Source organism: Pseudomonas inefficax (genome assembly GCF_900277125.1).
Taxonomy (GTDB): domain Bacteria; phylum Pseudomonadota; class Gammaproteobacteria; order Pseudomonadales; family Pseudomonadaceae; genus Aquipseudomonas; species Aquipseudomonas inefficax.
In genome coordinates, this window is record NZ_OPYN01000108.1 from 100,088 (window position 1) to 126,643 (window position 26,556).

A 26,556-nucleotide genomic window follows, 5' to 3' on the forward strand; every position below is an offset into this window, starting at 1 on the left:
AGAGCCGGCCTACTGCGGCGTCCCGAACAACCCCGTCCAGTAAATCCCTGCGTCACTCTTCGGGTCCACTGCATACGCAGCGCCCAGCTCACGAAAGTCCGGGTTCATCAGCGTCGCGCAATGCCCCGGGCTATCCAGCCAGCCATCGACCACCTTGCGCGCGGTGTCACGCCCGGCGGCGATGTTTTCACCAATCTGCTGGTACAGGTAGCCGGCCAGTTCTGCCCGGTCACCGGGGGTGCGGCCGTCCTTGTCGATGTGGTCGAAGAAGTTCTGGTTGGCCATGGCCCGGGTGTGGTTGGCGGCAACCCCGGCCAGCACCGTGCTCCAGCTCAGCGCGGGGGCGGCGGCGAAGGGCTGGCCACCGCACTGACGCGGTACCTTGCGCGCGGCATTGATCTCCTGCAGCACCTTCTGCCCCTCGGCCTGCCAGTCGCCCAGGCGACCACTGAGCAGCGGCCGGGCCAGCACGATGCGCCAGTCGCGGCCTTCCTGGCTGACGCCAATATCGACGAACTGCGGGTCGAGCACCACCTGGCAGAAACTCTCCTCGATGGCATGCATGGCCGCGCGCGCATCACGTGGCCCCGACAGGCTGATGGCCTGCACGTTGACCATCGGGTAGGCGGCGCGGGTCATGGCTTGCTGCAGGTCGCGGGTACCCTCCGGCGACAGCGCCAGGCGGGTATCGCTGTTGAGCGGTGGCAGCTCCAACGACGCTTCACCACCGCAGGGCTGGGCCTTGCTGCGGTAGACATTGATCGAATCGATCAGTTGCGCCTCTTCGCCGGTGGCAGCCAGTGCCCCGGCCGAGACGACCAGACCCAACGACAAGGCGGCAACGGATGACAGGACGCGCATGTGGATCTCCCTATGACTGGCAGCGTCGTGGTTTGCGCTGCTCATCCTACACAAGCCCGGGGCTTTTGGCCCGGGATCGTGCAAAGCAATGAAAACGCCGGCATTCGTTGCTGGCGGCAAAAGAGGGAGTAGACCACTGATCATCGGAAAAGTGCGAACAGTTGGTAATCATTCTTATCGAACCAAAGCTGTCAGCCCGTTTGCCGTCGCCCGGCGGGTATCAGCGCGCCACCGCCTGGTTCGGTTTGTAGAACAGAAAATGCCTGGTCTGCGCCGTCCGGCGGTAGGCTTTGGCCCAGTCCGGGCGCACATTGCGGTCGTGGAAGTACAAGGCACCGCCGGTGCGGTCTTTCAACTGCTGGTTGAGCGCCTTGCGCGCGATTTCCTTGGCAATGCCGTAGCGTTGCGCTTCTTCGACCTGGTCCGGGCGCCCGTCGCACCACCAGGAGAACTGGCAGGCCTTGCTTTCCACACCCTGCTTGACCACGCCGCAGATTGTATCCGGGAAGCCATCGTGGCCCAGGCGGTTGAGCACGACGTTGGCCACGGCGGCCATGTCTTCGGCGTCGGCACCCTTGGCCTCCCAGTAGATGGTGCGGGCCAGGCAGGTGATGCTGTCATCCAACGGCGCCTGGCCGGCAGGGTCCACTGCCTGCGCTTCGCCCGGTGTGAGAGTTTCGGCCTTTTTCGGGGGTGGCGTGTCGTTCACCACTTTTTCCTCGAGCACCTCGGCCTTGTCCTCGGCGACGGCAGCCTTGGCCGGGTCGGCGGCGTGCAAGGGGCCTGCGAGCAAGGCCGAGGCCAGGCCGATCACCATCCACGAAAAGCGCATGAGGCAAGCTCCCGAACTGTGGGCTGGTTCACAGTCTAGCCAAGCGCGAGCATCAGTACCAAAGGCAGGGTGGCGGCGGCGACCACGGTCTGCAGGGCGATGATGGTGGCCATCAGCGGTGCGTTACCGCCCATTTGCCGGGCCATCACATAGGAAGACGACGCGGTCGGCAGCGCCTGGAACAGCACCGCAACCACTGCTGCCTGGCCACCCAGGCCAAGCAGGCGGCACAAGCCCCATGTGGTCAGCGGCATGACCAGGAACTTGAATGCCGACGCTGCCATCAGCGGGTGCACCTGCTGGCCCAGGCGGGCGCTACCCAGGGCTGCGCCGACGCACAGCAGGCCCAGCGGCAGGGCGGCCTGGCCCAGGGCCTTGACCGTGGGTTCGATACCCGCTGGCAAGCCCAACCCGCTGGCGCGCAGCAGCAACCCGCCGGCGCAACCGACGATCAAGGGGTTGGCGAAGATGGCCCGCAGCACCGTCGCTGGTGAGCTATGGCGGGCACTGAAGCGGGCGAACACCAGCACGCAAAGCAGGTTGACCAGGGGCACGATTGCAGCGTTGGCCACCGCCGCCAGGGCGATGCCGGCGCTGCCATAGATACCTGCTGCAAGGGTGGCGCCGATGTAGTTGTTGAAGCGGATGCCGCCCTGGAACACCGAAGTGAAGTCGGCACCGTCATGGTTCATTGCGCCCTGGTATAGCACCAGCAGCACGGCCCCGGCCAGGGTCGAGAGCATCAGCACGCCGACCATGCCCAGCACCGGCACGCCATCGAGGTTGGCGGTGGCCAGGCCATGGAGGAACAGCGACGGCAGCAGTACGTAATAGCTAAGGCGCTCTGCGCCGGGCCAGAAGTTGTCGGCGAGGAAGCCGCGCAGGCGCAGGAAGGTGCCCAGGGCAATCAGCAGGATGATCGGCAGCAGGGTAGTGAGCAGCAAGTGGAGCATGGTCGACGTTCCGTGGTCGGGTACGAGGCACAGACTACGGGTGCGGATCGGTTTGTAAAAACGTTGATTTCTGTACTGACTGTTGAGGAAAAATGCATGTTTGCTCTGGGGGAGCTGCGCGCCCCTTTCGCGACGCAAGGCCGCTCCCACAGCGAACGCGTTGCATTTGAAGGCAGTGGCAAACCTGTGGGAGCGGCCTTGTGTCGCGAAAGGGCCGCGCAGCGGCCCCGGCAATCTCAAGCCTCCAGCGCAGTCTTCAATACTGCACTCAAATGCCGCCGCTGGCTCTTCTCATGCTCCAGCAATACCACCCGCCGAGTCAGCTGCGGTTCGCCAAACGGCAGGCAGGTGGCCGGTGGCAAGCGTTGCAGGTCGTCATCGGCCATGGGGATGATTGCCACGCCCAGGCCCATCACCGCCATGCGTGCCAGCGCTTCCTGGCTGTCCAGTTCCATCTGTTCGCTCACCTGCAAATGCTGGCGGCGCAGCTCCTGCTCGATCTGCCGCCCGGCCCAGGCACGCTTGTCGAAGCGCAGGAACGGCTGGCTGGCCAGCAACTGAGGCACGCTTTGCCCGGCGAGGTCGGGGCTGGCGATCGCCCAGAAGCGGTCTTCGAACAACGGTGTGAAGTCCAGGCTTTGCGGGTAGGGGCTGACCGGTTCGGTGGTGATCGCGGCATCAAGCTCGCCGTCTTCCACCCGTCGTGCCAGTTCCGCCGACATGCCGGAGGCCACGCTGACATGCAACTGCGGATGGTGCGCCTTGATCCATACCAGCGCCTTGGGCAGGCGCCGCGCCAGCACCGTGTGGATCGCCCCCAGGCGCAGGCGGCCGCGCAGGCTCGGGCCGCTGGCCAGGGCGTCGGCCAGTTCGTCATAGGCAGCCAGGATGGTTTCGGCCCGGGCCACCGCCAACTGGCCGGCTTCGGTCAGCGACACCTGCCTGCGGCTGCGGTCGAACAAGGTCACCTGCAGTTCGTCTTCGAGGGTCTTGATGTGCAGGCTGACCGCCGAAGGGGTGAGGCTGAGCAGGTCGGCGGCACGGGCGAAGGTGCCGTGACGGGCGATGGTCACCAGGGTGCGCAGGGCTTTGAGGGACATGCGGGTGGGTCCGGTTTCAGGCTGACAGGGCTGCATTGTCGGGCCCGGCCCTTTCGCAGCACAAGGCTGCTCCTACAGGTATTGCGCATGCCTGAACCATGGCGCTAACCCTGTAGGAGCAGCCTTGTGCTGCGAAAGGGTCGCCACAGACAACACTTCTCAGCGCTGGTTACGCCCATAGGCCTGGCTGATCCGGTCGATCACCATGGCCAGGGCGACGATCGCCAGCCCGGCCTCGACGCCTTGGCCGACATTCAAGGTCTGGATCCCCGACAGCACGTCCTCGCCCAGCCCGCGGGCGCCAATCATCGAAGCCACCACCACCATCGACAGGGCCATCATCACCGATTGGTTGAGCCCGGCCATGATGCTGGGCAGCGCCAGCGGCAGGGCGATGCGCCGCAACCGCTGCCAGCGGCTGGCCCCAAGGCCATGGGCGGCCTGCAGCAACGAAGGGTCGATCTGGCTCAGCCCCAGTTCGGTCAGCCGAACCAGCGGTGGCAGGGCATAAATCAGCGTGGCGAACACGGCAGGCACCTTGCCCAGGCCGAACAGCATCAGCACCGGGATCAGGTAAACGAAGGCCGGCAATGTCTGCATCACATCCAGTACCGGCAATAACAACCGCTTCGCCAGCGGCCGGGCAGCCAGCAGGATGCCCAGCGGCACGCCCACCAGCACGCAGAGGCCGGTACTGACCAGCACCAACGCCATGGTCTGCAGCAGTTTGTCCCACAACCCGAGCATGCCGATCAGGGCCAGCAGCGCCACCAGTACCGCGCTGCGCAGCACGCTGCGGCTGGCATGCCAGGCGAGCAGGCCGATCAGCAACAGCAGCAGCCACCAAGGCAGCAGGCGCAGCAGGGTTTCCAGGCCGACCAGTAGTTGCAGCAACTGGTCCGAGACGCTGCGCAGGTGATCGCCGTAATGCAGCACCAGCCAGTCGACCAAGCGGTTGACGCTGTCGGCAAAGGAGAATTGCAGGGTTTCAGGGAAGCCGCCGCTCACAGGCTGCCCTCGACCTTGCTGGCAATGTCCGCAGGCAACCAGGCTTTCCACACTTCGCGGTTATTGCGCAGGAAGGTGAGGGCAGCGTCACGGGGCGGTGTGCGCTTTTCGCTCATCTCGGCCAGTGCGCTGTTCAGACGGTCGATGGGCAGGTCGACCCGCTCGAACACGCTCACCAGCTCCGGGTAGCCCTCGCGGAAGGCCTTGGACACGCCAATCGACAATTTGGCCGGCAGCGAGCTGCTGCCCTTGGGCTCGGGATTACCGGCATCGGTGAGGGTGGCCCAGGCCTGGGCATCGAACGACGGCTCTTGCAGGCGTATGAGTTTGTAACGCCCCATCAAAGGGGTAGGGTTCCAGTAGTAGAACAGCACTGGTTGGCCACGGCGGATGGCCGAGCCGATTTCGGCATCCATTGCAGCCCCGGAGCCGCTGCGGAAGTTGGTATACAGCTCATTCAGCCCGTAGGCCTTGAGTTTCTGGCTGTTGACGGTCTCGGATGTCCAGCCGCTGGGGCTGTTGAGAAAACGCCCTTTGCCGGGCGACTCGGGGTCGCGGAACACCTGCGGGTAGCGCTTGAGGTCCTCGACGCTGCGCAATTCCGGCGCCACGGGTTTCAGCTTGCGTGCCGCATCGCCCTCGATCACGTAGGCCGGCACCCACCAGCCTTCTTCGGCATTCTTGACCGTGTCGCCCAACGCGAACACCTGCCCGGCGGCTTCTGCCTTGACCCAGGAAGGGCTGCGCCCGGCCCATTCCTCGGCGATGACTTGCAGATCGTTGCGCGCCAGCGCCACTTCCATGCTGACAGTACTGCCGGGCAGGGTGTCGGTGGAGTAGCCATACCCGCGCTCCACGATCAGCCGCAGGATCTCGGTGGTGAGGGCGCCGCTTTCCCAGCCGATGGCGCCAAAGTGAATGGGCGTGGTGCGTTCCGCCGAAGCGGCGCTATCGGTGCTGGCCATGCCCACCGCGAGCAGCAGGCCGGCCAGCAGCGTTGGAATCTTCTTCATCGGGGCCTTCGTCGATTGCCGTGGGGTAGGTGCGGGCAAGTGTAGACGACCCCTCCCAGGCGTTGCCGACGGCGGCAGGGAACGGGCTCCTGCTGCGAGGGGAAGCAGCGGTTTGCAAAGGTGCGCAGTGCCGTTTGGCAAGCACATTCTGCGAGGCATTCCTGATGACGCTGGACTTGAATTTTATCTATTACCGCAACTTCCGATTCGATGGAAAGCTGCACGTTCGTTGCACTGGCACAGACCTGCACAAGGTCAACCGCATTCGCTACGAGCTGGAGCGGGCGGGCCCGGATGGCTCGGTGTCGTTCCGAGGGGTTTCGGCCTATTCCCAGGCACACACCGGCAAACCGAGTGATCACGGCTGCCCAGCCACTTTGTCCGCCGAGGAGGAGGCGGGGGTCTACACCATCCGGCCAAGGGTGGTGCTGCGAGATGAACATGCCCGGGCGATGAATCGGCCTGTCGGGGCGGCCGGTGTCATCGACATGCCGCCGCTGGTACTCGATATCGCGGTCGAGGAGATCAACCGCAGCGTGCTCGACAAGGTCCCGTTGCCTTCTGCCGCCAAGCGTCGCAAGCGGGCGGCAGGCCCCGCGGACATGGCTGATCACGCTCAGCAAACGCTTCCCACGTTGGCGCCAGGTACCTCGTACCCGACACTGGTCATCGAGTTCGACAGCGGTGGGTATGAGCGCTTCCTTGACGACCTAGAGCCAGGCTCGGGCTCGACGCTGGTTCGCTATTGGCCGAACCTGAAGTCGGTGATCGCGCTCAGGCCTGTGCTGGACGAGCATGAAGTGGACGATGACAGGCTCCGGGCACTACGTCAGTACTATTACCTCGACCAGCCTGCCGGCATGCTCGATGACACCTATCTGGCATTGCTCAAGTCGTTGGCCGCACTGGACTATCTCGTATCCATGCAGGTGTCGCCGGTACTTCCGGAACCACACCCTGCCGCGTTCGTGCTGGCGGGGTTGCTGGCAACCTTGCTGACAGGTACTGCAGTGGTGGCAGGCAACAGGGCTTATGAAAATGCTCAGCCCACGCCCGACTTCGAGTCACTCCAGAACTACCTCGACGAACCCGGCCCCCGGTGGAAGGGCCTGAATGTGCGCAACGCCTGGGCCAACGAGGTGACGGGCAAGGGCGCGCGCATTCACTTCAGCGATGGTGGGTTGTACCCGCAGCATGAAGACTTGCGCGGCAACCCCGCCTTGCAAGTCATCTCGCTTGCGCCCAACCATGACCCCAGCCATGGCACGGCTTCGGCAGGGGTCATTCTGGCCACGCGCAACGGCATGGGAGTTACCGGAATCAGCCATGACAGCGAGCTGTACCTGTACAACAACCGCGCGCAAGACACCCCTGGCAGTTACCAGGTGCTCAAGGACCTGCTGCGCAATGTGGCGCCTGGGGATATCGTTGGCATCAATCGCCAGACTGCAAATATCGACGTGTTGAGCACGATGCTGCCATCCTTGCACGACAAGGCCTGGTGGACCGTCATGCAGCAGTTGAGCCGCCGCGGTGCGGTGGTGGTCAATGCGGCAGCCAATGGCAGTAGCAAGACCCTTGCAGAACGAGGTACCCAGGCGGGGCAGGGCGTAGACCTGGCCAATTGGCGTTACTTCGCTGACCATGGCGATTCAGGTACCATTCTGGTGGGTGCCAGCCACTCTTATGACGGCAAGCCCCACGCCTACTCCAACCACCATTACCCTTACCGCATGCTCAATGCCTGGGGTGACAGCGTAGTCACGCTTTCCGATGGCAGCTTGCAGGACCTGTCAGGCGATGACCGGGACTACACAGACAACTACGGCGGCACGTCCAGTGCGACGCCGATGGTGTGCGGCGCGCTGAGCCTGATCCAGTCCTATGCCATGGAGCACCACCACATCTACCTCAATGGCAACCAGATGCACCAGTTGGTCATGGCGTCCGGCTACCACGATGCCGCGTTGCCCGGCACCGACGTATTGCCGATGGGCGCCAGGCCCAATGTGCATGGCGCGTTGGTGCTGCTGGACCGCATTCTCGGCGGGGGCAGGTTCGAGGCCTGAACCTGGGCCGGCAGATGCCGGCCCTTGTCCAGTCAAACGCGGAACTGGTCCATCAGCGCCTGTTGCTGGTTGGCCAGGCTGTTCAGTGACTGGCTTACGCGTGCCGACTCGTTGGCCTGCCCGGACAGCGACTCGGTGACGTCGCGGATGGTCGCCACGTTGCTGTTGATTTCCTCGGCCACCGCGCTCTGCTCCTCGGCGGCCGAGGCGATCTGCAGGTTCATGTCGGTGATCACCGTCACGGCCTGGCCGATGCGCTGCAGCGCGGTGACGGCCTGGCCAACCTGCTGCACGCCGCCCTGGGCCTGGCGGTGGCTGTTGTCCATGGCCCCGACCACTTCGCGGGTACCGTTCTGCAAAGCCTCGATCACCTGGCGGGTTTCTTCCACCGATTCCTGGGTCCGCTGGGCCAGGTTGCGCACCTCGTCCGCGACCACGGCAAAGCCACGGCCGGCTTCACCGGCTCGGGCCGCCTCGATGGCGGCGTTGAGCGCCAGCAGGTTGGTCTGTTCGGCGATCGAACGGATCACCTCCAGTACCGAACCGATCTTCTCGCTGTTCTGCGCCAGGCCCTCGACTTCGGCCATGGCGTTGCTCATGTCGGCGGCCAGAGCATCGATGCTGTGGGTGGTGCGGTCGATCACCGCCAGGCCTTCGCGGGTGGCCTGGTCGGCGTCGCGGGCGGCCTGCGCGGCCTGGGCGGCGCTGCGGGCGACGTCCTGGGCGGTGGCACTCATCTCGTGCGAGGCAGTGGCCACCTGGTCGACCTGGCGGTACTGCTGCTCCATGCCGGCGCTGGTCTGGGTGGCAATTGCCGAAGACTGGTCGGCGGTGCCACGGGCGGCTTGCACCGAGCGTTTGACCTCGGCGATGGTCGGCTGCAGCTTGTCGAGGAACCGGTTGAACCAGCCGGCCAGCTCGCCCAGTTCGTCCTGCTTCTGGTAAGTCAGGCGGCGGGTCAGGTCACCTTCACCGCTGGCGATGTCCTTGAGCATGCTTGCCACGCCGAGGATCGGCCGGGTAACGCCGCGGGCCATCAGCCACACCATCAGCAGGCCGGCAATCGCCGCCGCCAGGCCCAGGCCAAGTTCCAGAAGGGTGCCGCTGGTGTTCAGCGCGTCCAGTTCCTGTTTCAGCGCTTCGGCCGGGCCGGTCAGGGCGTTTTCCGGCACATCCAGCAGCACGCCCCAAGGCTGGGCATCCGGAATCGGCCGGAATGCGGCCAGCACCTTCAGGCGCTGCTGGTCGTGGACGATGGTCATCTTGCCGTCGGCCAGCTTGCGCACCAGTTCGGCCCCCTTGGCGGTGTCGACCTGATCGAAGCGCTGGGCCAGCTTGCTGGCGTCGGCGCTGTAGCCGGCCAGCAGGCCGACCGGGCTGAGGATGCCGACCGTGGTGCGGCCTTCGTACAGGCTGCGGCTGGCCTCCTGGCTCAGGGCCTGCAGGCTGTTGAGGTTGATGTCGATGGACAGGGTGGCGATCACCTTGCCGTCTACCGCCAGCGGGAAGACGATGCTGGTCATCAGCACCTGCTGGCCATCGATGTCGTAGAAGTAGGGTTCCACCACGCACACTTTGCCGGACGTGCGTGGGCACACCCACCAGGTGTTGGCTGGCTGGCCGCTTGGGCCGATCTCGATGTTGGCCATGTCATGCTCGGGCAGGGCCATTGCCGTCAGCTGGCCGACACGCGGTTGCGACCAGTACAGGGCGAAGCGCCCGGTTTCGTTGCTGCCCAGCTCTGCCTTGCCGGCGAACAGGCTGTCCTTGTTGTCCAGGGCGTTGGGCTCGAACACCAGCGACAGGCCGAGCAGCTCAGGGTTGGCCTGCAGCGCCGCGCGTACCTGGCGGGTCATGTCTTCGCGCAGGTCGAAGGCATCGAGAAAGCGCTTTTCCGCCTGCTCGCGCAGGAACAGCACCTGGCGGGCGAAACCGGCGCCGTACTGGTAGGCGTCCATGAACTGGCGGCGGATGTTCAGCGCCTGCACCTCGCCCTGCGACTCTATGCGCGACTGCGCCGACTCGGTCAGCATCTGCATGCTGCTGGCCTTGACCAGGTCCGAGCTGTGGTCCATGCGGTACAGCGACAGGCCGACGAGCAGGGTGACGATGCCGGCCAGGCAGAGACCGGCGAGCAGGGTGATCTTCCACTGGATGGAAAGTTGGCGCAAAGGCATGGGGGCGGATCCCTTGTAATAAGAGTGTGGCTGACGATTGTGTCGGCCATCGCAGGCTTTTCTTTATTCAAACGTTCAATTTAACCGCCGGGCCGCACCAGGCATTGGTAATGCGCCGAAACATGGCGTTTTTGACATCCGCCGCCCACTGCTGCACAGTGCGCGCTTTTTTTCTGTCGCAATGAGGTAAGCCAACCATGAATGCAGTGATCGCCGCGGTCGGCATCATGCTGATACTCAGCCTGTCCCGCGTGCACGTGGTCATCGCCCTGATCATCGGGGCCCTGGCCGGTGGGCTGGTGGGCGGCCTGGGTATCGAGGGTACGCTCAAGGCCTTCAACGGCGGCCTCGGCGGTGGGGCTACGGTAGCCCTGTCCTATGCACTGCTGGGCGCCTTTGCCGTGGCCATCGCCAAGTCCGGCCTGGCCCATGCCCTGGCCGACCGCGCCCTGGCCATGATCGACCGCCAGGGCCATGCCAATGGCGGCAAGGTCAAATGGCTGCTGGTGGGCCTGATGCTGGTGGTGGCGGTGTCGTCGCAGAACATCCTGCCTATCCACATTGCCTTCATCCCCTTGCTGGTGCCGCCGCTGCTATACGTGCTGACCCGCCTGCGCATCGACCGCCGGCTGATCGCCTGTGTGATCACCTTCGGCCTGATCACCCCGTACATGTTCCTGCCGGTGGGCTTTGGCAACATCTTCCTCAACGAAATCCTGCTGGCCAACGTTGCCCGCGCGGGTGTCGACGTGAGTGGCGTGAATGTCACCCACGCCATGGCCATCCCGGCCGCCGGCATGCTGGCTGGCCTGTTGCTGGCAGTATTCATCAGCTACCGCAAGAAACGTGACTACGACCTGGCCCGCATCGAGCAGGTGGAGCAGGTGAGCGTGCAGTACAACCCGCTGACCTTGCTGGTGGCTGGGCTGGCGATTGCCTCGGCGTTCATCGTTCAGTTGTGGTTGGACTCGATGATCATCGGTGCCATGGTCGGCTTCCTGATCTTCTCGCTGTCGGGCATCGTGCGCTGGAAGGACACTGACGACCTGTTCACCGAAGGCATGAAGATGATGGCCATGATCGGCTTCATCATGATTGCCGCCTCAGGTTTTGCCGATGTGATGAAGGCCACCGGCGAAGTGAAGAGCCTGGTGGAAACCTCGGCACAGTGGATCGACCACAGCAAGGGCGTCGGTGCCCTGCTGATGTTGCTGGTGGGCCTGCTGGTGACCATGGGCATCGGCTCGTCGTTTTCCACCGTACCGATCCTGGCCGCGATCTTCGTGCCGCTGTGCGTGCAGCTGGGCTTCGACCCGCTGGCCACGGTGTGCATCGTTGGTACCGCCGGTGCCCTGGGTGATGCGGGCTCGCCTGCCTCGGACTCGACCCTGGGCCCGACCTCGGGGCTGAACGTGGATGGCCAGCACCACCATATCTGGGACACGGTGGTGCCTACCTTCATCCACTACAATCTGCCACTGCTGGCGTTCGGCTGGTTGGCGGCGATGACGCTGTAAGGCAGGAAGGGCATCAGCCCTTGTCGGGCGGCGGCGAGATGCGGTTGAGCACGGTGCTGCCGTCCTTGCTGCGGGTCAGGTAGACCGGCAGCACCTTGGGCAGGTTGTTGACCAGGCGCCCCACCTCGCGGGTGTTGTAGATGCCGCTGATGCGGATGCGGCCGGTGCTGGCGTCGGCCAGCAGCAGCGGTGCGTCGAGGTAGCGGTTGATCACCGGCAGGGCATCTTCCAGGCTCAGGTTGTCGAGCACCAGCTTGCCGTCGCGCCAGGCCAGGCTGTTGCCGAAGTCGTTGCTCTGCTCCAGTTGCGGCTCGAAGTCGCCCTTGTGGTAGCTTGCCTGCATCCCCGGGCCCAGGCGGTAGCCGCTGGCGCTGCCGTCGCTGGATACCAGTACCGAACCTTCCACCAGGGTGACCTTGACCTGGTCCTGGTACTTCCACACGTTGAACTGAGTGCCGGTGACGCGGGTCTGGCCACGACCGGCATGCACGATGAACGGGTGGCTGCTGTCGTGCTGTACCTTGAAGAACGCCTCGCCACGCTTGAGCAAGACCTGGCGCTGGTCCTTGTAGTTGAGGTAGGTGAGCTCGGTGTTGAGGTTGAGCTGCACCGTGCTGCCGTCGCTCAGCTGCACGGTCTGCATGTGTTCGTTGGCTTCGAAGTGCTGGTAGTGATTGGGCAGCCAGCCTTGTTCCCAGCCCACCCAGCCGGCCAGCGGCAGCACCGCCAGGGCGATTGCGGCAGCGGATGCCAGCGGCCGCCAGTTGCGCGGGCGCGCAGCCTTTTGCACGGGCGGGTTGAAGTCGATGACAGTGGCATTGCGCGGCAGCAGGTCGGCGGTTTGCCAGATTTCCAGCATCGCATGGTATTCCTCGGCGTGCCGCGGGTCGGCCGCCAGCCAGCGGGAGAACGCCTCGCGCTCGGCTACCGTGCAATCTTCGGCGTGCAGGCGCATGCACCAGTTCGCGGCGGCGTCGGTGATGGCATCGTCTGGGCTGGGATTGAGGCGGTCGTGGTTCATTGCGGCTCCGGGTTTTGCGCATTCTACCCTTGCTGGAGGGCTCCCGAGAACCGAAGTAATGGCGAATGACTATCAGTTGTGCCGGTTTTCGTCGGATTGATGATGGTTTTCCGGCGTTTGAGAACCCTTCGCGCATGTAAGAAGTTGCTGAAATCCTTGGGGCTGCCTTGCAGCCCATCGCGACACAAGGCCGCTCCTACATGGAATCGCGTTCCCCTGTAGGAGCGGCCTTGTGTCGCGATGGGGCGCAAAGCGCCCCCATGGCCTCTCAGAACTGCGCCGCCTCCAAACCATAAAGGCTGCCACTACCCGCCCGGATACTGGCCTCCAGCCCCAACCCCCGCGGCAACACCCGCTGAAAAAAGAACTCCGCACACGCAAGCTTGGCCCCATGAAACGCCGCATCCTCGTCACGCCTGGCCAACGCAACCGCCGCCATCCGCGCCCACATGTAGGCATACGCCGTCAGCCCGAACAGCTGCAGGTATTCCACCGCCACTGCGCTGACCAGGTTGGTATCTTCGCCGGCCCGCGCCTGCAGCCAGGCGCTGGTGGCCTCCAGCCGCGCCAGGCTCGCTTGCAGGGCTTCACGGTGCAGCGGCGCATCCACGCTGAAGGCCCGCACCTCGGCGGCAAAGCTGGCCAGCGCCTGGCCACCGTCGGCCAGCACCTTGCGCCCGAGCAGGTCGAGGGCCTGGATGCCGTTGGTGCCTTCGTAGATCTGCGCGATGCGCACGTCGCGCACCCGCTGCTCCTGGCCCCATTCGCGAATGTAGCCATGGCCGCCATACACCTGCTGGCCGAGCACGCAGCTTTCCAGGCCGTTGTCGGTGAAAAACGCCTTGGCCACCGGTGTCAGCAGCGCCACCAGGCGCTGCGCATGCTCGCGCTCGCCGGCGTCTTCGGCGTAGCGTGCCAGGTCCAGCTGCTGGCCGACGTAGGCGGCAAACGCCCGGCCACCTTCGGTGAGGGTACGCATGGTCAGCAGCATGCGCCGCACATCGCCGTGGTGGATGATCGGGTCGGCAGCCTTGTCCTGTGCCTTTGGGCCGCTGGCGGCGCGGCTTTGCAGGCGTTCGTTGGCGTAGCGGGCGGCGCTCTGGTAGGACGCCTCGGCACAACCGATGCCCTGGATGCCGATGGACAGGCGCTCGTAGTTCATCATGGTGAACATCGCCGCCAGGCCCTTGTTCGGCTCGCCCACCAGGTAGCCGACGGCACCATCGAAGTTCATGACGCAGGTGGCCGAGGCCTTGATGCCCATCTTGTGTTCGATCGAGCCGCAATGGGCGGCATTGCGCGCTCCCAGGCGGCCATCGGCCTCGACCAGGTACTTGGGCACCAGGAACAGCGAGATGCCCTTGGCGCCCGTTGGCGCATCCGGCAGCTTGGCCAGCACCAGGTGGACGATGTTTTCGGTCAGGTCCTGTTCGCCGCCGGTGATGAAGATCTTGCTGCCGCTGATGCGATAGCTGCCGTCGGCCTGGGGCTCGGCGCGGCTGCGGATCAGCCCCAGGTCGGTGCCGGCATGGGGTTCGGTGAGGCACATGGTGCCGGCCCAGCGGCCTTCGTACAGAGGCGGCAGGTAGGTGGCCTTGAGCGCTTCGCTGGCGTGGGCATCGATCGCCAGGCAGCTGCCCGCGCTCAACGCCGAATACAGGCTGAAGCTGCAATCGGCGGCGTAGAGCATTTCTTCGAACAGTACACCGAGCATCTTCGGCATGCCCATGCCGCCATGTTCGGGGTTGCCGCCCAGGCCGACCCAACCGCCTTCGCGGTAGGTGTGCCAGGCCTCGCGGAAGCCGTCAGGGGTGGTGACTTCGCCTGCGGCGAAGCGCACGCCTTGCTCGTCACCGTTGCGGCTGAGCGGGGCAATCAGCTGGCTGGTGACCTTGGCTGCTTCTTCGAGGATGGCATCGGCGGTATCGGCGTCGATGCGCTCGGCCAGCGCAGGCAGGCGGGCCCACAGGGCCGGGGCGTCGAATACATCATGCAGGACGAAGCGCATGTCACGCAGGGGGGCTGTGTAGGTGGTCATTGGGGGCTCTTGAAAAAGTGGGAAATCTGGGCGGGCCTCTTCGCGGGTGAACCCGCTCCCACAGGTACAGTGCAGGGTTCAGGTCTGGTGCGATCCCTGTGGGAGCGGGTTCACCCGCGAAGAGGCAGCTACAGGATCAGAGGGCCTTGGCCCGGTCGCGCAGCACGTACTTCTGGATCTTGCCGGTAGAGGTCTTGGGCAATTCGCCGAACACCACTGTCTTCGGCACCTTGAACCCGGCCAGGTGCTCGCGGCACCAGCTGGTGATGTCGGCTTCGCGGGTGTCTTCGCGGCCCGCCTTGAGGGCGACGAAGGCACAGGGGGTTTCCCCCCATTTTTCATCCGGGCGCGCCACTACTGCGGCTTCCAGCACCGCCGGGTGCTTGTACAGGGCGTTCTCGACCTCGATGGTGGAGATGTTCTCGCCACCGGAAATGATGATGTCCTTGAGCCGGTCCTTGATCTCGACATAGCCGTCGGCATGCCACACGGCCAGGTCACCGGTGTGGAACCAACCGCCACGGAAGGCTTCGACGGTGGCCTCAGGGTTCTTCAGGTAGCCCTTCATCACCGTGTTGCCACGCATGAAGATCTCGCCCAGGGTGTTGCCGTCGCGCGGCACCGGTTCGAGGGTTTGCGGGTCGGCGACCATCAGGCCGTCGAGTGTCGGATAGCGCACACCCTGGCGGGACTTGATCCGCGCGCGCTCTTCCAGCGACAGTTCATCCCATTCGTCATGCCAGGCGCACACGGTGACCGGGCCGTAGACTTCGGTCAGGCCGTAGGTGTGGGTAACCTGGATGCCCATTTCTTCCACGGCGCCGATGACCTTGGCAGGTGGCGCGGCACCAGCGACCATGGCCTGCACCGGGTGCTCGATGGCCGCCTTGGCTGCCTCGGGCATGTTGACCAGGGCGTTGAGCACGATCGGTGCGCCGCAAAGGTGGCTGACCCGATGCTCGCGAATCAGGGTCAGGATCTTCTGCGGGTCGACCCGGCGCAGGAACACATGGGTGCCGGCCAGCGCGGTGATGGTCCACGGGTAGCACCAGCCGTTGCAGTGGAACATCGGCAAGGTCCACAGGTACACCGGGCGGTGGCCCATGGCCCAGACCATCTGGTTGCCCAGCGCGTTCAGGTAAGCGCCACGGTGGTGGTAGACCACGCCCTTGGGGTTGCCGGTAGTGCCGGAGGTGTAGTTGAGCGAGATTGCCTGCCACTCGTCATCGGGCCATTCCCAGGCAAAGTCCGGGTCGCCTTCGGCGAGGAACGCCTCATAATCCAGTTCGCTGACCGCACGGCCTTCGCCGTACTCCGGGTCATCCACATCCACCACCAATGGCGGGTGCTCGAGCAAGGCCAGGGCCGCCTCGATGACGGTATGGAACTCGCGGTCGGTAATCAGCACCTTGGCCTCGCCATGCTGCAGCATGAAGGCGATGGCCTCGGCGTCCAGGCGTACGTTCAGGGTATTGAGTACGGCGCCGGTCATGGGCACGCCAAAATGGGCTTCGAGCATGGCCGGAATGTTGGGCAACATCACCGCCACGGTGTCGCCACGGCCGATACCCCGGCCCACCAGGGCACTGGCCAGGCGCCGGCAGCGTTGGTAGGTCTGCTGCCAGTTGCGGCGGATGGCACCGTGGATCACCGCCGGGTAATCGCCATATACGGCAGCGGTGCGTTCGATGAAACTGAGCGGGGTGAGAGCGACATGGTTGACGGCAGCGGGCATCAGGCCCTGGGCATAGATCGACATGCGGTGATCCTGTAAGGGAGGCAGGCACAACCTGTGCGCTTGGCCCCCGGTGGCTGATTGTTAGCTCTGTTCAGGGTGCAGGGAGGCGGACGGTAGGTCGCCCCCTTGTCGCAGTTTTACGCGAGTCGCTATGGTATTAGGAATATCGACTATAGCAATATAGTAAAACTACTATAACAACGAGCCGCTTACCTTGGATAACACAGCCTATCCCTTGCTCGCCAAGGACCCGCAACCCAGCCTGATGCTGGCCGGCGACGCCAGGCCACTGGCACTCAACTCGGCACTGCAGGACTGGGTCGATGAAGGCCCGGCACTGGCCAGCTGGCTGCCGGGCAACTGCGCCGCCCTGGTGCGCGCCTGCCTGCGCCAGCGCCGGGCGATCGCCGACGTCGAAGTGCAGGTCGGTGAACGCATCGTACTGTGGAGCTTCATCCCTGACGACCAGGGCCAGCAGGTGCTGGCGCGTTGCCGAGACGCCAGCGACGAGCGCCATGGCGCACGGGAGGCCAGTCGCGCCCGGCGGCTGTACCGGCTGATCATCGAAAACACTACTGACCTGATCTCCCGGCACAGCCCCGACGGCCGTTTCCTCGATGCCTCGCCGGCGGCATTCCGCCTGCTTGGCCTGTGGCCAGAGCAATTGCGCGGCATGGCCGTGCATACCTTGTTGCACCCGCGTGAGCGCCGCCAGGTGCTGCGCCAGGCCGCCGCCGCCCTGGACCAGGACGGCTACCACACCATGACCTGCCGGGTGCGCCAGGCCGCAGGCGGCTACCGCTGGTTCGAAATCGCCAGCCGGGCCATCCGTGAAACGTACACCGGCGCGGTGGTGGAGGTGGTCAGCGTGTCACGCGACATCACCCTGCGCATCGAGGCCCAGGAAAGCCTGGCGCACAGTGCCCGGTTGGCCACCCTGGGCGAGCTGGCATCGGGTATTGCCCACGAAATCAACCAGCCGTTGGCCGCAGTGGTCAACTACGCCAACGCCAGCCAGCGCTACCTGCAGGGCCTGGAGCGCGACCCGCAGGCCCGCGAGCGGGTGGGGCAGGGCCTGCAGCGCATCAGCGAACAGGCCACCCATGCCGCCGAGGTGATCCGCCGCTTGCGCGCATTCCTGCGCAAGGGGCCGCGCCGCCTGCAGGCGCTGGACATGGCCGAGGTGGCCGGCGAAGCCATGCGCCTGTGCGCATGGGAGGCCGCGCGTGACCAGGTGGTGGTCGAGCTGCGCATGAGCGCGCAACTGCCCTTGGTGTATGCCGACCGGGTACTGCTGGAGCAGGTACTGGTGAACCTGCTGCGCAACGCCATCGATGCCAACCGCGAGCAGCATGGCGAGCGGCCGTCACGTATCCTGCTCGGCGCCGCGCGCGATGGCGACGGCGTGCTGGTCGAGGTGGCCGACCAGGGCCCGGGCGTTGCGCCCGAGCGCCTGGATGAAATCTTCACGCCGTTCACCACCAGCAAGGCCGACGGCCTGGGGTTGGGCCTGAGCATGAGCCGCAGCCTGATCGAAGGCTTTGGCGGCAGCCTGTGGGCGCGAGCCGGTGACAATGGCGGTCTGGTACTGTGCTGCCGCCTGGCGGTCAGCAGGGGATAAGGGGAGAGGGCGGTGCAAGCGAAAGTGTATGTGGTCGATGACGACCAGGGCATGCGGGATTCGACGGTGTGGCTACTGCAGTCGGTAGGTTTGCAGGCATTGCCGTTCGCCAGCGGGCAGGCGTTTCTCGACGCCTGCGTCGACGATGGCCCGGCCTGCGTGCTGCTGGATGTGCGCATGCCAGGGTTGGGCGGGTTGGCGGTGCAGCAGGCGATGCGCGAGCGTGGCCTGGGTTTGCCGGTGATCTTCGTCAGCGGCCATGCCGATGTGCCGATCGTGGTGCGGGCTTTCAAGGCCGGCGCTTGCGACTTCATCGAAAAACCCTACAACGATCAGTTGCTGCTCGACAGCGTACAGGCCGCGCTGGAAAGCGTCGGGCGGGCACGCCAGGACGACCAGGCGCTGGCCCGGGTGCAGGCGCGCATCGATGGCCTGACCCCGCGCGAGCGTGATGTGTTCGTGCCGTTGGCCCAAGGGTTGAGCAACCGCGAGATTGCCGAGCGGCTGGGCGTCAGCGTGAAGACGGTGGACCTGTACCGGGGGCGAGTGATGAAACGGTTGCAGGCCGATAGTCTGGCGGAGCTGGTGGGCATGGCCATTGCCTGCGGGGCGGTGGAGGCACTGGGCCTGCGAACACCGTAGCAGGCCTTGACGCATGGCCCTGTAGGAGCGGCCTTGTGTCGCGATGGGGCGCGAAGCGGCCCCAGGTTTTGTGCCCCAGCAAAAATTGCCGGGGCCGCTTTGCGGCCCATCGCGACACAAGGCCGCTCCTACAGGGGGCAGCGCAAGGGGCAGAAACCATGAAATTTTCCATAGCAACCTAATCAAAGCTTTGACATTCACTGCCTAGGCAGTAATATTTTCACACAATTACCCGAGCAGCCTCCGATGGCCCATTTTTCCCCCGAAAACTTCCAGACCTGCGCTATCGGCATGCTGCTTGGCCGCGCAGCGATCCTGAAGGACCGCATTCTCGACTGGCACCTCGAATCCGAAGGCGTCACCGCCGCGCAGTTCAAGGTGCTGATCATTGTCACCCAGTACCAGGTGGACACCCCGGCCGAGCTGTGCCGCTACCTGGGCCTGGACAGCGGGTCGATGACCCGCATGCTCGACCGCCTCGAGCAGAAGGAACTGATCGTGCGCAACCGTTGCGCCGACGACCGTCGCCAGGTGCGCCTGGCCCTTACCGCCGACGGCCAGCGCCTGGCTGACCGCCTGCCGGAAATCGGCGCGGCAGCCATGAACGAGTTGTGCGGCGCGCTGGCAGCCGAAGAGCTCCAGGCCCTGGAAGGCCTGCTGGCCAAGGTCCTGCTTGCTGCCGGCGACCCGTTGACGATACGCCGCTTCGGCGATCGTTGATCCCTGTCACGAATTATCCAAGGTATTGTCATGGCCACTCCCGCAGACACCCCGACTCCCTCCGCCGCGCCCGAACCGTCGCGCAAGCGCAAGGCCTGGCTGCTCGGCCTGCTGTTGCTGCTGATCGTTGCCGGCGCCGGCGCCTGGGCCTGGTACAGCCTGGTCGGGCGCTGGCACGAAAGCACCGACGACGCCTACGTCAACGGCAATGTGGTAGAGATCACGCCGCTGATCACCGGCACCGTCACCAGCATTGGCGCTGATGACGGCGACCTGGTCCACGCCGGCCAGGTACTGCTGCAATTCGACCCGGCCGACAGCCAGGTGGCCTTGCAGTCTGCAGAAGCCAGGCTGGCGCGCAGCGTGCGCCAGGTGCGCGGGTTGTACAGCAACGTCGACGCGCTCAAGGCCCAGCTGGAAACCCGCCAGGCCGAGCTGCGCAAGGCCCGCCAGGACTTCAACCGGCGCAAGGTGCTGGCCGACAGCGGTGCGATTGCTGCGGAGGAATTGTCCCACGCCCGCGATGACCTGAGCGTGGCCGAGGCCGCCGTCAACAGTGCACGCCAGCAGCTCAGCACCAGCAGCGCCCTGGTCGATGACACCGTGGTGTCCTCGCACCCCGAGGTGATGGCCGCCGCCGCCGACCTGCGCCAGGCCTACCTCGACCACGCCCGCACCACCCTGGTGGCACCGGTTACCGGTTACGTCGCCAAGCGTACCGTGCAGCTGGGCCAGCGCCTGCAACCGGGCACCGCGACCATGGCAGTGATCCCGCTGGACCAGGTGTGGATCGACGCCAACTTCAAGGAAACCCAGCTGCGCGACATGCGTATCGGCCAGCCGGTGCAGATCAGCGCCGACCTGTACGGCAGCGAGGTCAGGTACAGCGGCACGGTCGACAGCCTTGGCGCCGGCACCGGCAGCGCCTTCGCCCTGTTGCCGGCGCAGAATGCCACCGGCAACTGGATCAAGATCGTCCAGCGCGTGCCGGTGCGCATCCACCTCAGCCCCGACCAGCTCAAGGACCACCCGCTACGTATCGGCCTGTCCACCGTGGTCGAGGTCGACCTGCACGACCAGAGCGGCCCGACCCTGGCCCAGCAGCCACCGCAGCAGGCCAGCTACACCACCCAGGTGTATGACCGCCAGCTGGTCGAAGCCGACAACCTGATCGCGCGGCTGATCCACGAAAACAGCGCAACCGGCAAGACGGCCCAGCGATGAGCAACAACGCCGCTGCCCAGTTCACGCCGCCGAGCCTGCTGCTGACCACCATCGGCCTGTCGCTGGCGACGTTCATGCAGGTGCTTGACACCACCATCGCCAACGTGGCCTTGCCGACCATTTCCGGCAACCTTGGGGTTAGCTACGAGCAGGGCACCTGGGTCATCACCTCGTTCGCGGTGAGCAATGCCATCGCCCTGCCGCTGACCGGCTGGCTCAGCCGACGGTTTGGCGAGGTTAAGCTGTTCATCTGGGCCACGCTGCTGTTCGTGCTGGCCTCGTTCCTGTGCGGTATCGCCCAGTCGATGCCGGAGCTGGTCGGTTTTCGCGTGTTGCAGGGTGTGGTGGCCGGGCCTTTGTACCCGATGACCCAGACCTTGCTGATCGCCGTCTACCCGCCGGCCAAGCGCGGCATGGCCCTGGCGCTGCTGGCGATGGTCACGGTGGTGGCGCCGATTGCCGGGCCGATTCTCGGGGGCTGGATCACCGATAGCTACAGCTGGCCGTGGATCTTCTTCATCAACGTGCCCATCGGCCTGTTCGCCGCCGCCGTGGTGCGCCAGCAGATGCGCACCCGGCCAGTGGTCACCAGTCGCCAGCCAATGGACTACATCGGCCTGCTGACGCTGATCATCGGCGTCGGCGCCTTGCAGGTGGTGCTGGATAAGGGTAATGACCTGGACTGGTTCGAGTCGTCGTTCATCATCGTCGGCAGCCTGATCTCGCTGGTGTTCCTGGCAGTGTTCGTGATCTGGGAGCTGACCGACCGTCACCCGGTGGTCAACCTGCGCCTGTTCGCGCACCGCAACTTCCGCGTCGGCACCATCGTGCTGGTAGGGGGCTATGCCGGGTTCTTCGGCATCAACCTGATCCTGCCGCAGTGGCTGCAGACGCAGATGGGCTACACCGCTACCTGGGCTGGCCTGGCGGTGGCGCCGATCGGCCTGTTACCGGTGCTCATGTCGCCGTTCGTGGGCAAGTACGCGCACCGCTTCGACCTGCGTGTGCTGGCCGGGCTGGCGTTCCTGGCGATCGGCAGCAGCTGCTACATGCGTGCCGGGTTCACCAGCGAGGTGGACTTCCAGCATGTGGCGCTGGTACAGCTGTTCATGGGCATTGGCGTGGCGCTGTTCTTCATGCCGACCTTGAGCATCCTGCTGTCCGACCTGCCACCGCAGCAGATTGCCGATGGCTCGGGCCTGGCGACCTTCCTGCGTACCTTGGGCGGCAGTTTCGCGGCGTCGCTGACCACCTGGATCTGGATTCGCCGGGCGGACCAGCACCATGCCTACCTGAGCGAGCACATCAGCCAGTTCGACCCGGCCACGCGGCATACCCTGGAGCAGCTGGGCGGGGCCAGCCCGCAGAGCCATGCGCAGCTGGAGCAGATACTCAACGGGCAGGCGTACATGATGTCGACGGTGGACTACTTCACCCTGATGACCTGGGTTTTCGCCGGGTTGATCCTGCTGGTGTGGTTTGCCAAACCGCCCTTTACCGCCAAGGCGGGGCCGGCGTCGGCAGGGCATTGAGCCGGGCCAGAACAGGGCCCAGGCTCTAGCCCTTGGCAAATGCCATGTCAGGCATTGGCTGCTGCGTACCAGGGCCGCTGCATGCGCAGCACCAAGCGGTCGATTTGTGGCACCAGCAGGTTGCCGGCCAGCACCGCGAAGCAGAGGCCATCGGCATACAGCCCGAATTCGCGAATCAGTTCGGTCAGCGTGCCGACGGTCACGCCGAAGAGGATGCGACCGGCGCGGGTATTGGGGCTGGTGACCGGATCGGTGGCGATGAAGAAGGCGGTGAAGAGGTAGCCGCCGAGGCTGAGGTTGTACACGGCTTCCTGCAGGCTGTGGCCGGCGGCCATGCACAGCAATACTGTGCTGGCGAGCATCGCCAGCGGAATCTCGATGCGGATCACCCGCAGCAAAGCCAGCAACAAACCGCCGGCAATGTAGCCGAACCCCGACAGGTTGTGGGTGACATGGATGAAATCGTTCTGCGCCAGTTGAGTGGCGCCGGCGAACGCATCGAGATCCAGGCGTGGCACCAACTGTAACTGTTGGAGCAGAACCGCCTTGGCGTCCAGGGTTGCGGTCCAGGGGGCATGGTTCGATGGCGCGGGGTACAACTGCTGGTAGAAGCAGATGGCAACGATCCCCAGCCCTACCATGGCCGGGTTGAGACGGTTGCGGCCAAGGCCTCCACTGGCGTGCTTGCATAGGGCGAGCGCCGCAAAGCTGGCGAGGGCGATCATCCACAACGGCACCATCAGCGGCAATGCCCGAGCCAGTATCAGGCCCAGCACCAGCCAGCTGAGGTCGCTCAAACCCTCGCGTACGTCATGCCCGCGCAGGCGCAGCAGGGCGGCTTCGAAGCCCAGGGCGAACAGCACGCACCAGAACACTTGCAACCAGACCACGACGCCAAATTGCCAGGCATACAGGGCGGTGCCCGGCAGCAGGCACAAAACGACCAGCAGCATCACCGTGCGCAGTCGTTGCGGGATGGGGTGGCGTATCAGGCTCATGCGCGGACCTCCGTCTTGCTTTGGCGGAAGCGTTCGCGCAGCGGGATACTGCTTGGGCAGATGCTACTGCAGCTGCCGCATTCGATGCAGGCATCCAGGCGCAGCTCCTGCAGGCTGGCCTTGTCCAGGCGCTCGGCGGCAGCGTAGAGGTCCAGCGGCCTGAGCGACATCGGGCAGACATCCACGCAGCGCGTGCAGCGAATGCAGCTGCCGGCGGGGCGAGCAGCCGGCAGGTAGCGCTCGGCGCCGAATATCAGGCAACTGCTGGTCTTGCTGACGAAGGCGTTGGCGTCCGGTAGCGGCAGCCCCATCATCGGGCCGCCAACCTGGGTCAACTGCCCCGTGGCGGACGCGCCAGCAATCGCGCGCAGTTTGCTGACCGGGTAACCCACCGGCACCCGCACATTGCCCGGGCGTTCGCAGTCACCGGTCAGCGTCAGCACGCGGCTGGTCAGTGGTTCGCCCTGGAACATGGCCCGGCCCAGCGCGTAGAGCGTTGCGACATTCAACGCCAGCACGCCGATATCGGCGGGCCGGCTTCCCGGGGCCAGGTTGCGGCCACTGAGGCTCTTGATCATCAGCGGCTGCCCACCTGCGGGGTAACGCTCCGGTAGCGGACATATTTCGACCCGGGTACGCGCCTGGCGAGCGGCGGCACGTAACGTGGCCATCGCCTCCGGCTTGTTGGTTTCGATGCCGAAACGGGTTGTCGTTATTCCCAGCAGCGCGGCGATATGGTCGGCGGCCTTGATCAATGCTTCGGCGTTTTCGCGCATGAGGCGGTCATCGCAGGTAAGGAAGGGCTCGCATTCGGCACCGTTGATCAGCAGCAGATCGGGCTGGCGTGCGCCGGCCAGTTTGAGGGCCGTCGGGAAACCCGCCCCACCAAGGCCGACTATGCCCATTTGCAATGCGCGTTCGGCCAGCGCCTCTGGCGTTTGTGGCAGGCTCGGCGCCGGGCGTTCGATCCACTCATCCAGGCCATCTGCGTTCAGGATGACGGCCATGACTGGCTCGGCCGAGTCGGCCGCGAAGACATGTTCGATCCGTTCCACGACGCCAGAAGTACTGGCGTGCACCCAAGCGGTGGTGTTGTCGCCAATACCGATCACTTCGCCCTTGCGCACATGCTGGCCCGGCTGAACGCAAGGCTGGACAAACCGCCGACCCCGCCCGAGCGGAATCGCCAGCTGGATTATTCCGATCGCGACCGGGGCAATCGGCGTGGCGTTGGATAGTTCCTTGTATCCCCTGAGCTCGATCCCTCCGTGCCAACTACGCTGAGAGGAGGAGGCGATGGCCAGCAGGCGCTGCCAGAAAGGTTTGTGTTGCGGCAGGCGCTGGGCGCGGATGCGGCTCTGCAGGCGTTCGACGCTCTGCAACGAATGGCTAGACATGTACTGTCCTCCAATTTTTGGGCAAAGAACGCCCCTATGCGCTTATGCACATGATGGTTTTATTGCGTCCGGGACGTTCAGCGGAAAGGGAGGGGGATGATTGATCACCCGCGCAGATCAGAGTGTTCAATGATGATTTTGTTCGATTTTTGACCAGGTTTGCTGATGAACGGTAGGCCAATTGCCATCTCGCAATTCTGGTGAAATAGCCTGCGCCGCGAACGGGCGGCCAGAGTCTGCGAGGTGTCGAATGATGCGCGCGAGCCTGTTGGTGATGCTGGTGACGTTGCTGTATGGCTGCGGCGAAAGGATCGAACGCTTTGGCGGGCCGACCATGGGCAGCACGTATTCGATCCAGTACGTACCCAATGCGCAGACGCCTGATTCGCGGCAGGTAAAGGCCGAAGTCGAGCTGATTCTGGAGGCGCTCGACAAACAGTTTTCCAACTGGCGCGCTGATTCCGTGATTTCCCGCTTCAACGCTCTGCCGGCCGGCGCCTGTCAGGCGGTGCCGGAAGAGATGCAGCACTTGCTGGTGTACGGTGTGTCTCTGTTCCGTGAGAGTGGCGGGGCTTTCGACCTGACGGTTTTGCCACTGATGAACCTCTGGGGTTTCGGCCCGCAGTCACGCGGCAGGCAGGTGCCGGACGCCAGCACGCTGGCACGGGAGCAGGCACGGGTAGGCCTGCAGCATTTGCACCTGGATGGCGAAACGCTGTGCAAGGATGTGGCGGCGCAGCTGGATTTCGACAGCATGCTTGCCGGCCATGCAGTGGATCGGGTGGGTGACCGGCTTGCGGCCCTGGGTATCCGGGCCTATCTGGTCGAGATCACCGGCGAACTCAAGGGCGTCGGCCGCAAACCGGATGGCTCGCCCTGGCGCATCGCCCTCGAAGTACCGAGAGGCGAGGGTGAGCAGCAAGTGGAGCGCGCCATCGCCCTGGATGGCTACGGCGTTGCCACCGCCGGCGATTACCGCAACTATTTCGAGGAAGGTGGTCAGCGTTATTCGCACACCTTCGATCCACGTGTCGGCAGGCCGGTCAAACACGCGCTGGCGGCAGTGTCAGTGGTCGACCCTTCGGTGCTGCGTGCCGATGCCCTGGATACACTGTTGATGGTGCTCGGCCCGGAGGACGGCTATGCCTTCGCCGAGCGGCATGAAATCGCCGCCTATTTCATCATGCACCAGGGGCGGGGTTTCGCCGCGCGGGCCACGTCGCGGTTCGAGACGTTGTTCCCCACGCAGGGCAAGCCCGGGCCGTAGCTGAAGGAAGGTCATTCCCACACGCAGCCTTTTCCCCTATTGTCGATGCTCCCTTTCCAAACGATTGGCAGATCCATGGAGAAAGTCATCGTCATCACCGGTGCCAGCCGCGGCATCGGCGCCGCCACGGCGCTGCTGGCCGCCCGCGAGGGCTACCGCATCTGCATCAACTACCACGCCGACGACCAGGCCGCCGAGACCGTCCTCGGCCAGGTCCGCGAGCTGGGGGCCAAGGCCATCGCCGTGCGCGCCGACGCCAGTGTCGAGGATGAGGTCATCCAGCTGTTCCAGCGCGTGGACGAAGAACTCGGCCCGGTGACCGCGCTGGTCAACAATGCCGGCACCATCGGCCAGCAAAGCCGGGTCGAGGACATGTCCGAATTCCGCCTGCTCAAGATCATGAAGACCAACGTCGTCGGCCCCATGCTCTGCGCCAAGCACGCCCTGCTGCGCATGGCACGCCGGCACGGAGGGCAGGGCGGGGCCATCGTCAACGTGTCTTCGGTTGCCGCACGCTTGGGGTCGCCCAACGAATACGTGGATTATGCCGCTTCCAAGGGCGCTCTCGACACCTTCACCATTGGCCTGGCAAAGGAAGTGGCAGGCGAGGGTGTGCGTGTAAACGGCGTGCGGCCAGGCTACATCCACACCGGGTTCCATGCGCTGTCGGGCGACCCCGACCGGGTCAGCAAGCTCGAACCCGGCTTGCCGATGGGGCGCGGCGGGCACCCCGAAGAAGTGGCCGAGGCCATCCTCTGGCTGCTCTCGAACAAAGCCTCGTACTCTACCGGCAGCTTCATCGACCTGGGCGGCGGGCGCTGAACGCGC

The 26,556-nt window shown here is 65.0% G+C and carries 21 protein-coding genes and 1 pseudogene; 9 read left to right on the plus strand and 13 right to left on the minus strand.

The window, feature by feature from the left end:
• Positions 1 to 9 precede the first annotated feature (9 nt).
• The 6 genes from JV551A3_RS13865 to JV551A3_RS13890 all read right to left on the minus strand — a co-directional run bounded on the left by JV551A3_RS13865 (position 10) and on the right by JV551A3_RS13890 (position 5,767).
• Complete coding sequence (locus JV551A3_RS13865; RefSeq protein ID WP_025338862.1) at positions 10 to 861, minus strand: CAP domain-containing protein; 852 nt, start codon at positions 859 to 861, stop codon at positions 10 to 12.
• Between the two features lie 220 nt (positions 862 to 1,081).
• Positions 1,082 to 1,693: a cell wall hydrolase gene (locus JV551A3_RS13870; protein ID WP_133971978.1), complete on the minus strand. Its 612-nt coding sequence runs from the start codon at positions 1,691 to 1,693 to the stop codon at positions 1,082 to 1,084.
• Positions 1,694 to 1,728: 35 nt separating this feature from the next.
• On the minus strand, positions 1,729 to 2,646 hold the full coding sequence (locus JV551A3_RS13875) for an AEC family transporter (RefSeq protein ID WP_133971980.1): 918 nt from the start codon (positions 2,644 to 2,646) through the stop codon (positions 1,729 to 1,731).
• A 236-nt stretch (positions 2,647 to 2,882) separates the two neighbouring features.
• Positions 2,883 to 3,746, minus strand: coding sequence for a LysR family transcriptional regulator (locus tag JV551A3_RS13880; protein WP_133971982.1), 864 nt, complete (start codon positions 3,744 to 3,746; stop codon positions 2,883 to 2,885).
• Positions 3,747 to 3,905: 159 nt separating this feature from the next.
• Entirely contained in the window at positions 3,906 to 4,754 is an 849-nt protein-coding gene (locus JV551A3_RS13885) for an ABC transporter permease (protein ID WP_133971984.1), read from the minus strand.
• Positions 4,751 to 5,767 (minus strand): ABC transporter substrate-binding protein, encoded by a 1,017-nt coding sequence (locus tag JV551A3_RS13890; protein ID WP_133971986.1) that lies wholly within the window; start codon positions 5,765 to 5,767, stop codon positions 4,751 to 4,753. Before JV551A3_RS13890 ends, JV551A3_RS13885 begins: the two co-directional genes overlap by 4 nt.
• 164 nt (positions 5,768 to 5,931) lie before the next feature.
• Between JV551A3_RS13890 and JV551A3_RS13895 the strand changes: the two genes are divergently transcribed.
• Positions 5,932 to 7,836 carry a S8 family serine peptidase gene (locus tag JV551A3_RS13895; RefSeq protein ID WP_133971988.1) on the plus strand — a complete coding sequence of 635 codons (1,905 nt, stop codon included), beginning with the start codon at positions 5,932 to 5,934 and terminating at the stop codon, positions 7,834 to 7,836.
• A 32-nt stretch (positions 7,837 to 7,868) separates the two neighbouring features.
• On the opposite strand, the gene JV551A3_RS31405 is transcribed toward JV551A3_RS13895, so the two are convergent.
• Complete coding sequence (locus JV551A3_RS31405; protein WP_370290277.1) at positions 7,869 to 8,624, minus strand: methyl-accepting chemotaxis protein; 756 nt, start codon at positions 8,622 to 8,624, stop codon at positions 7,869 to 7,871.
• A gap of 102 nt (positions 8,625 to 8,726) precedes the next feature.
• Positions 8,727 to 10,013, minus strand: a pseudogene (locus JV551A3_RS31410) (methyl-accepting chemotaxis protein); the annotation flags it as partial.
• 197 nt (positions 10,014 to 10,210) lie between these two features.
• On the opposite strand from JV551A3_RS31410, the gene JV551A3_RS13905 reads away from it, so the two are divergent.
• Positions 10,211 to 11,530 (plus strand): Na+/H+ antiporter family protein, encoded by a 1,320-nt coding sequence (locus JV551A3_RS13905; protein ID WP_025338869.1) that lies wholly within the window; start codon positions 10,211 to 10,213, stop codon positions 11,528 to 11,530.
• A gap of 13 nt (positions 11,531 to 11,543) precedes the next feature.
• Here the strand turns inward: JV551A3_RS13905 and JV551A3_RS13910 are convergent, their stop codons facing one another.
• The 3 genes from JV551A3_RS13910 to JV551A3_RS13920 all read right to left on the minus strand — a co-directional run bounded on the left by JV551A3_RS13910 (position 11,544) and on the right by JV551A3_RS13920 (position 16,348).
• Positions 11,544 to 12,551: a FecR family protein gene (locus tag JV551A3_RS13910; protein ID WP_133971992.1), complete on the minus strand. Its 1,008-nt coding sequence runs from the start codon at positions 12,549 to 12,551 to the stop codon at positions 11,544 to 11,546.
• Positions 12,552 to 12,819: 268 nt separating this feature from the next.
• Positions 12,820 to 14,589 carry an acyl-CoA dehydrogenase C-terminal domain-containing protein gene (locus JV551A3_RS13915; RefSeq protein WP_133971994.1) on the minus strand — a complete coding sequence of 590 codons (1,770 nt, stop codon included), beginning with the start codon at positions 14,587 to 14,589 and terminating at the stop codon, positions 12,820 to 12,822.
• 136 nt (positions 14,590 to 14,725) lie between these two features.
• Positions 14,726 to 16,348 (minus strand): acyl-CoA synthetase, encoded by a 1,623-nt coding sequence (locus JV551A3_RS13920; protein WP_133971996.1) that lies wholly within the window; start codon positions 16,346 to 16,348, stop codon positions 14,726 to 14,728.
• 193 nt (positions 16,349 to 16,541) lie between these two features.
• On the opposite strand from JV551A3_RS13920, the gene JV551A3_RS13925 reads away from it, so the two are divergent.
• From JV551A3_RS13925 to JV551A3_RS13945, 5 genes are all read left to right on the plus strand, one after another.
• Positions 16,542 to 17,948: a sensor histidine kinase gene (locus tag JV551A3_RS13925; protein ID WP_133971998.1), complete on the plus strand. Its 1,407-nt coding sequence runs from the start codon at positions 16,542 to 16,544 to the stop codon at positions 17,946 to 17,948.
• A 12-nt stretch (positions 17,949 to 17,960) separates the two neighbouring features.
• Positions 17,961 to 18,590: a response regulator transcription factor gene (locus JV551A3_RS13930; RefSeq protein WP_133972000.1), complete on the plus strand. Its 630-nt coding sequence runs from the start codon at positions 17,961 to 17,963 to the stop codon at positions 18,588 to 18,590.
• A 246-nt stretch (positions 18,591 to 18,836) separates the two neighbouring features.
• Positions 18,837 to 19,310, plus strand: a complete 474-nt coding sequence (locus tag JV551A3_RS13935) for a MarR family winged helix-turn-helix transcriptional regulator (protein WP_112252549.1) — start codon at positions 18,837 to 18,839, stop codon at positions 19,308 to 19,310.
• 30 nt (positions 19,311 to 19,340) lie between these two features.
• Positions 19,341 to 20,534, plus strand: a complete 1,194-nt coding sequence (locus JV551A3_RS13940) for an HlyD family secretion protein (protein WP_112252548.1) — start codon at positions 19,341 to 19,343, stop codon at positions 20,532 to 20,534.
• Positions 20,531 to 22,066 (plus strand): DHA2 family efflux MFS transporter permease subunit, encoded by a 1,536-nt coding sequence (locus tag JV551A3_RS13945; protein ID WP_112252547.1) that lies wholly within the window; start codon positions 20,531 to 20,533, stop codon positions 22,064 to 22,066. The genes JV551A3_RS13940 and JV551A3_RS13945 overlap by 4 nt, the downstream gene beginning before the upstream one ends.
• A gap of 47 nt (positions 22,067 to 22,113) precedes the next feature.
• Here JV551A3_RS13945 and JV551A3_RS13950 read toward each other — a convergent pair whose 3' ends face one another.
• Positions 22,114 to 23,064, minus strand: a complete 951-nt coding sequence (locus JV551A3_RS13950; protein ID WP_133972002.1) for an RnfABCDGE type electron transport complex subunit D — start codon at positions 23,062 to 23,064, stop codon at positions 22,114 to 22,116.
• Positions 23,061 to 24,461 (minus strand): electron transport complex subunit RsxC, encoded by a 1,401-nt coding sequence (gene rsxC / locus JV551A3_RS13955; protein ID WP_133972004.1) that lies wholly within the window; start codon positions 24,459 to 24,461, stop codon positions 23,061 to 23,063. The genes JV551A3_RS13950 and rsxC overlap by 4 nt, the downstream gene beginning before the upstream one ends.
• A 250-nt stretch (positions 24,462 to 24,711) precedes the next feature.
• Between rsxC and JV551A3_RS13960 the strand changes: the two genes are divergently transcribed.
• Positions 24,712 to 25,728 (plus strand): FAD:protein FMN transferase, encoded by a 1,017-nt coding sequence (locus JV551A3_RS13960; protein ID WP_133972006.1) that lies wholly within the window; start codon positions 24,712 to 24,714, stop codon positions 25,726 to 25,728.
• Positions 25,729 to 25,803: 75 nt separating this feature from the next.
• Positions 25,804 to 26,550, plus strand: coding sequence for an SDR family oxidoreductase (locus JV551A3_RS13965; RefSeq protein ID WP_112252543.1), 747 nt, complete (start codon positions 25,804 to 25,806; stop codon positions 26,548 to 26,550).
• Positions 26,551 to 26,556: the final 6 nt, after the last annotated feature.

Bases quoted from the DNA above. Each gene is read 5' to 3' on its own strand.
- JV551A3_RS13875 (WP_133971980.1), bottom strand. From the start codon at position 2,646: ATGCTCCACTTGCTGCTCACTACCCTGCTGCCGATCATCCTGCTGATT.
- JV551A3_RS13870 (WP_133971978.1), bottom strand. From the start codon at position 1,693: ATGCGCTTTTCGTGGATGGTGATCGGCCTGGCCTCGGCCTTGCTCGCA.
- JV551A3_RS13960 (WP_133972006.1), top strand. From the start codon at position 24,712: ATGATGCGCGCGAGCCTGTTGGTGATGCTGGTGACGTTGCTGTATGGC.
- JV551A3_RS31405 (WP_370290277.1), bottom strand. From the start codon at position 8,624: ATGGAGCAGCAGTACCGCCAGGTCGACCAGGTGGCCACTGCCTCGCAC.
- JV551A3_RS13865 (WP_025338862.1), bottom strand. From the start codon at position 861: ATGCGCGTCCTGTCATCCGTTGCCGCCTTGTCGTTGGGTCTGGTCGTC.
- JV551A3_RS13880 (WP_133971982.1), bottom strand. From the start codon at position 3,746: ATGTCCCTCAAAGCCCTGCGCACCCTGGTGACCATCGCCCGTCACGGC.
- JV551A3_RS13965 (WP_112252543.1), top strand. From the start codon at position 25,804: ATGGAGAAAGTCATCGTCATCACCGGTGCCAGCCGCGGCATCGGCGCC.
- JV551A3_RS13890 (WP_133971986.1), bottom strand. From the start codon at position 5,767: ATGAAGAAGATTCCAACGCTGCTGGCCGGCCTGCTGCTCGCGGTGGGC.
- JV551A3_RS13945 (WP_112252547.1), top strand. From the start codon at position 20,531: ATGAGCAACAACGCCGCTGCCCAGTTCACGCCGCCGAGCCTGCTGCTG.
- rsxC (WP_133972004.1), bottom strand. From the start codon at position 24,461: ATGTCTAGCCATTCGTTGCAGAGCGTCGAACGCCTGCAGAGCCGCATC.
- JV551A3_RS13935 (WP_112252549.1), top strand. From the start codon at position 18,837: ATGGCCCATTTTTCCCCCGAAAACTTCCAGACCTGCGCTATCGGCATG.
- JV551A3_RS13950 (WP_133972002.1), bottom strand. From the start codon at position 23,064: ATGAGCCTGATACGCCACCCCATCCCGCAACGACTGCGCACGGTGATG.
- JV551A3_RS13940 (WP_112252548.1), top strand. From the start codon at position 19,341: ATGGCCACTCCCGCAGACACCCCGACTCCCTCCGCCGCGCCCGAACCG.
- JV551A3_RS13895 (WP_133971988.1), top strand. From the start codon at position 5,932: ATGACGCTGGACTTGAATTTTATCTATTACCGCAACTTCCGATTCGAT.
- JV551A3_RS13905 (WP_025338869.1), top strand. From the start codon at position 10,211: ATGAATGCAGTGATCGCCGCGGTCGGCATCATGCTGATACTCAGCCTG.
- JV551A3_RS13915 (WP_133971994.1), bottom strand. From the start codon at position 14,589: ATGACCACCTACACAGCCCCCCTGCGTGACATGCGCTTCGTCCTGCAT.
- JV551A3_RS13920 (WP_133971996.1), bottom strand. From the start codon at position 16,348: ATGTCGATCTATGCCCAGGGCCTGATGCCCGCTGCCGTCAACCATGTC.
- JV551A3_RS13910 (WP_133971992.1), bottom strand. From the start codon at position 12,551: ATGAACCACGACCGCCTCAATCCCAGCCCAGACGATGCCATCACCGAC.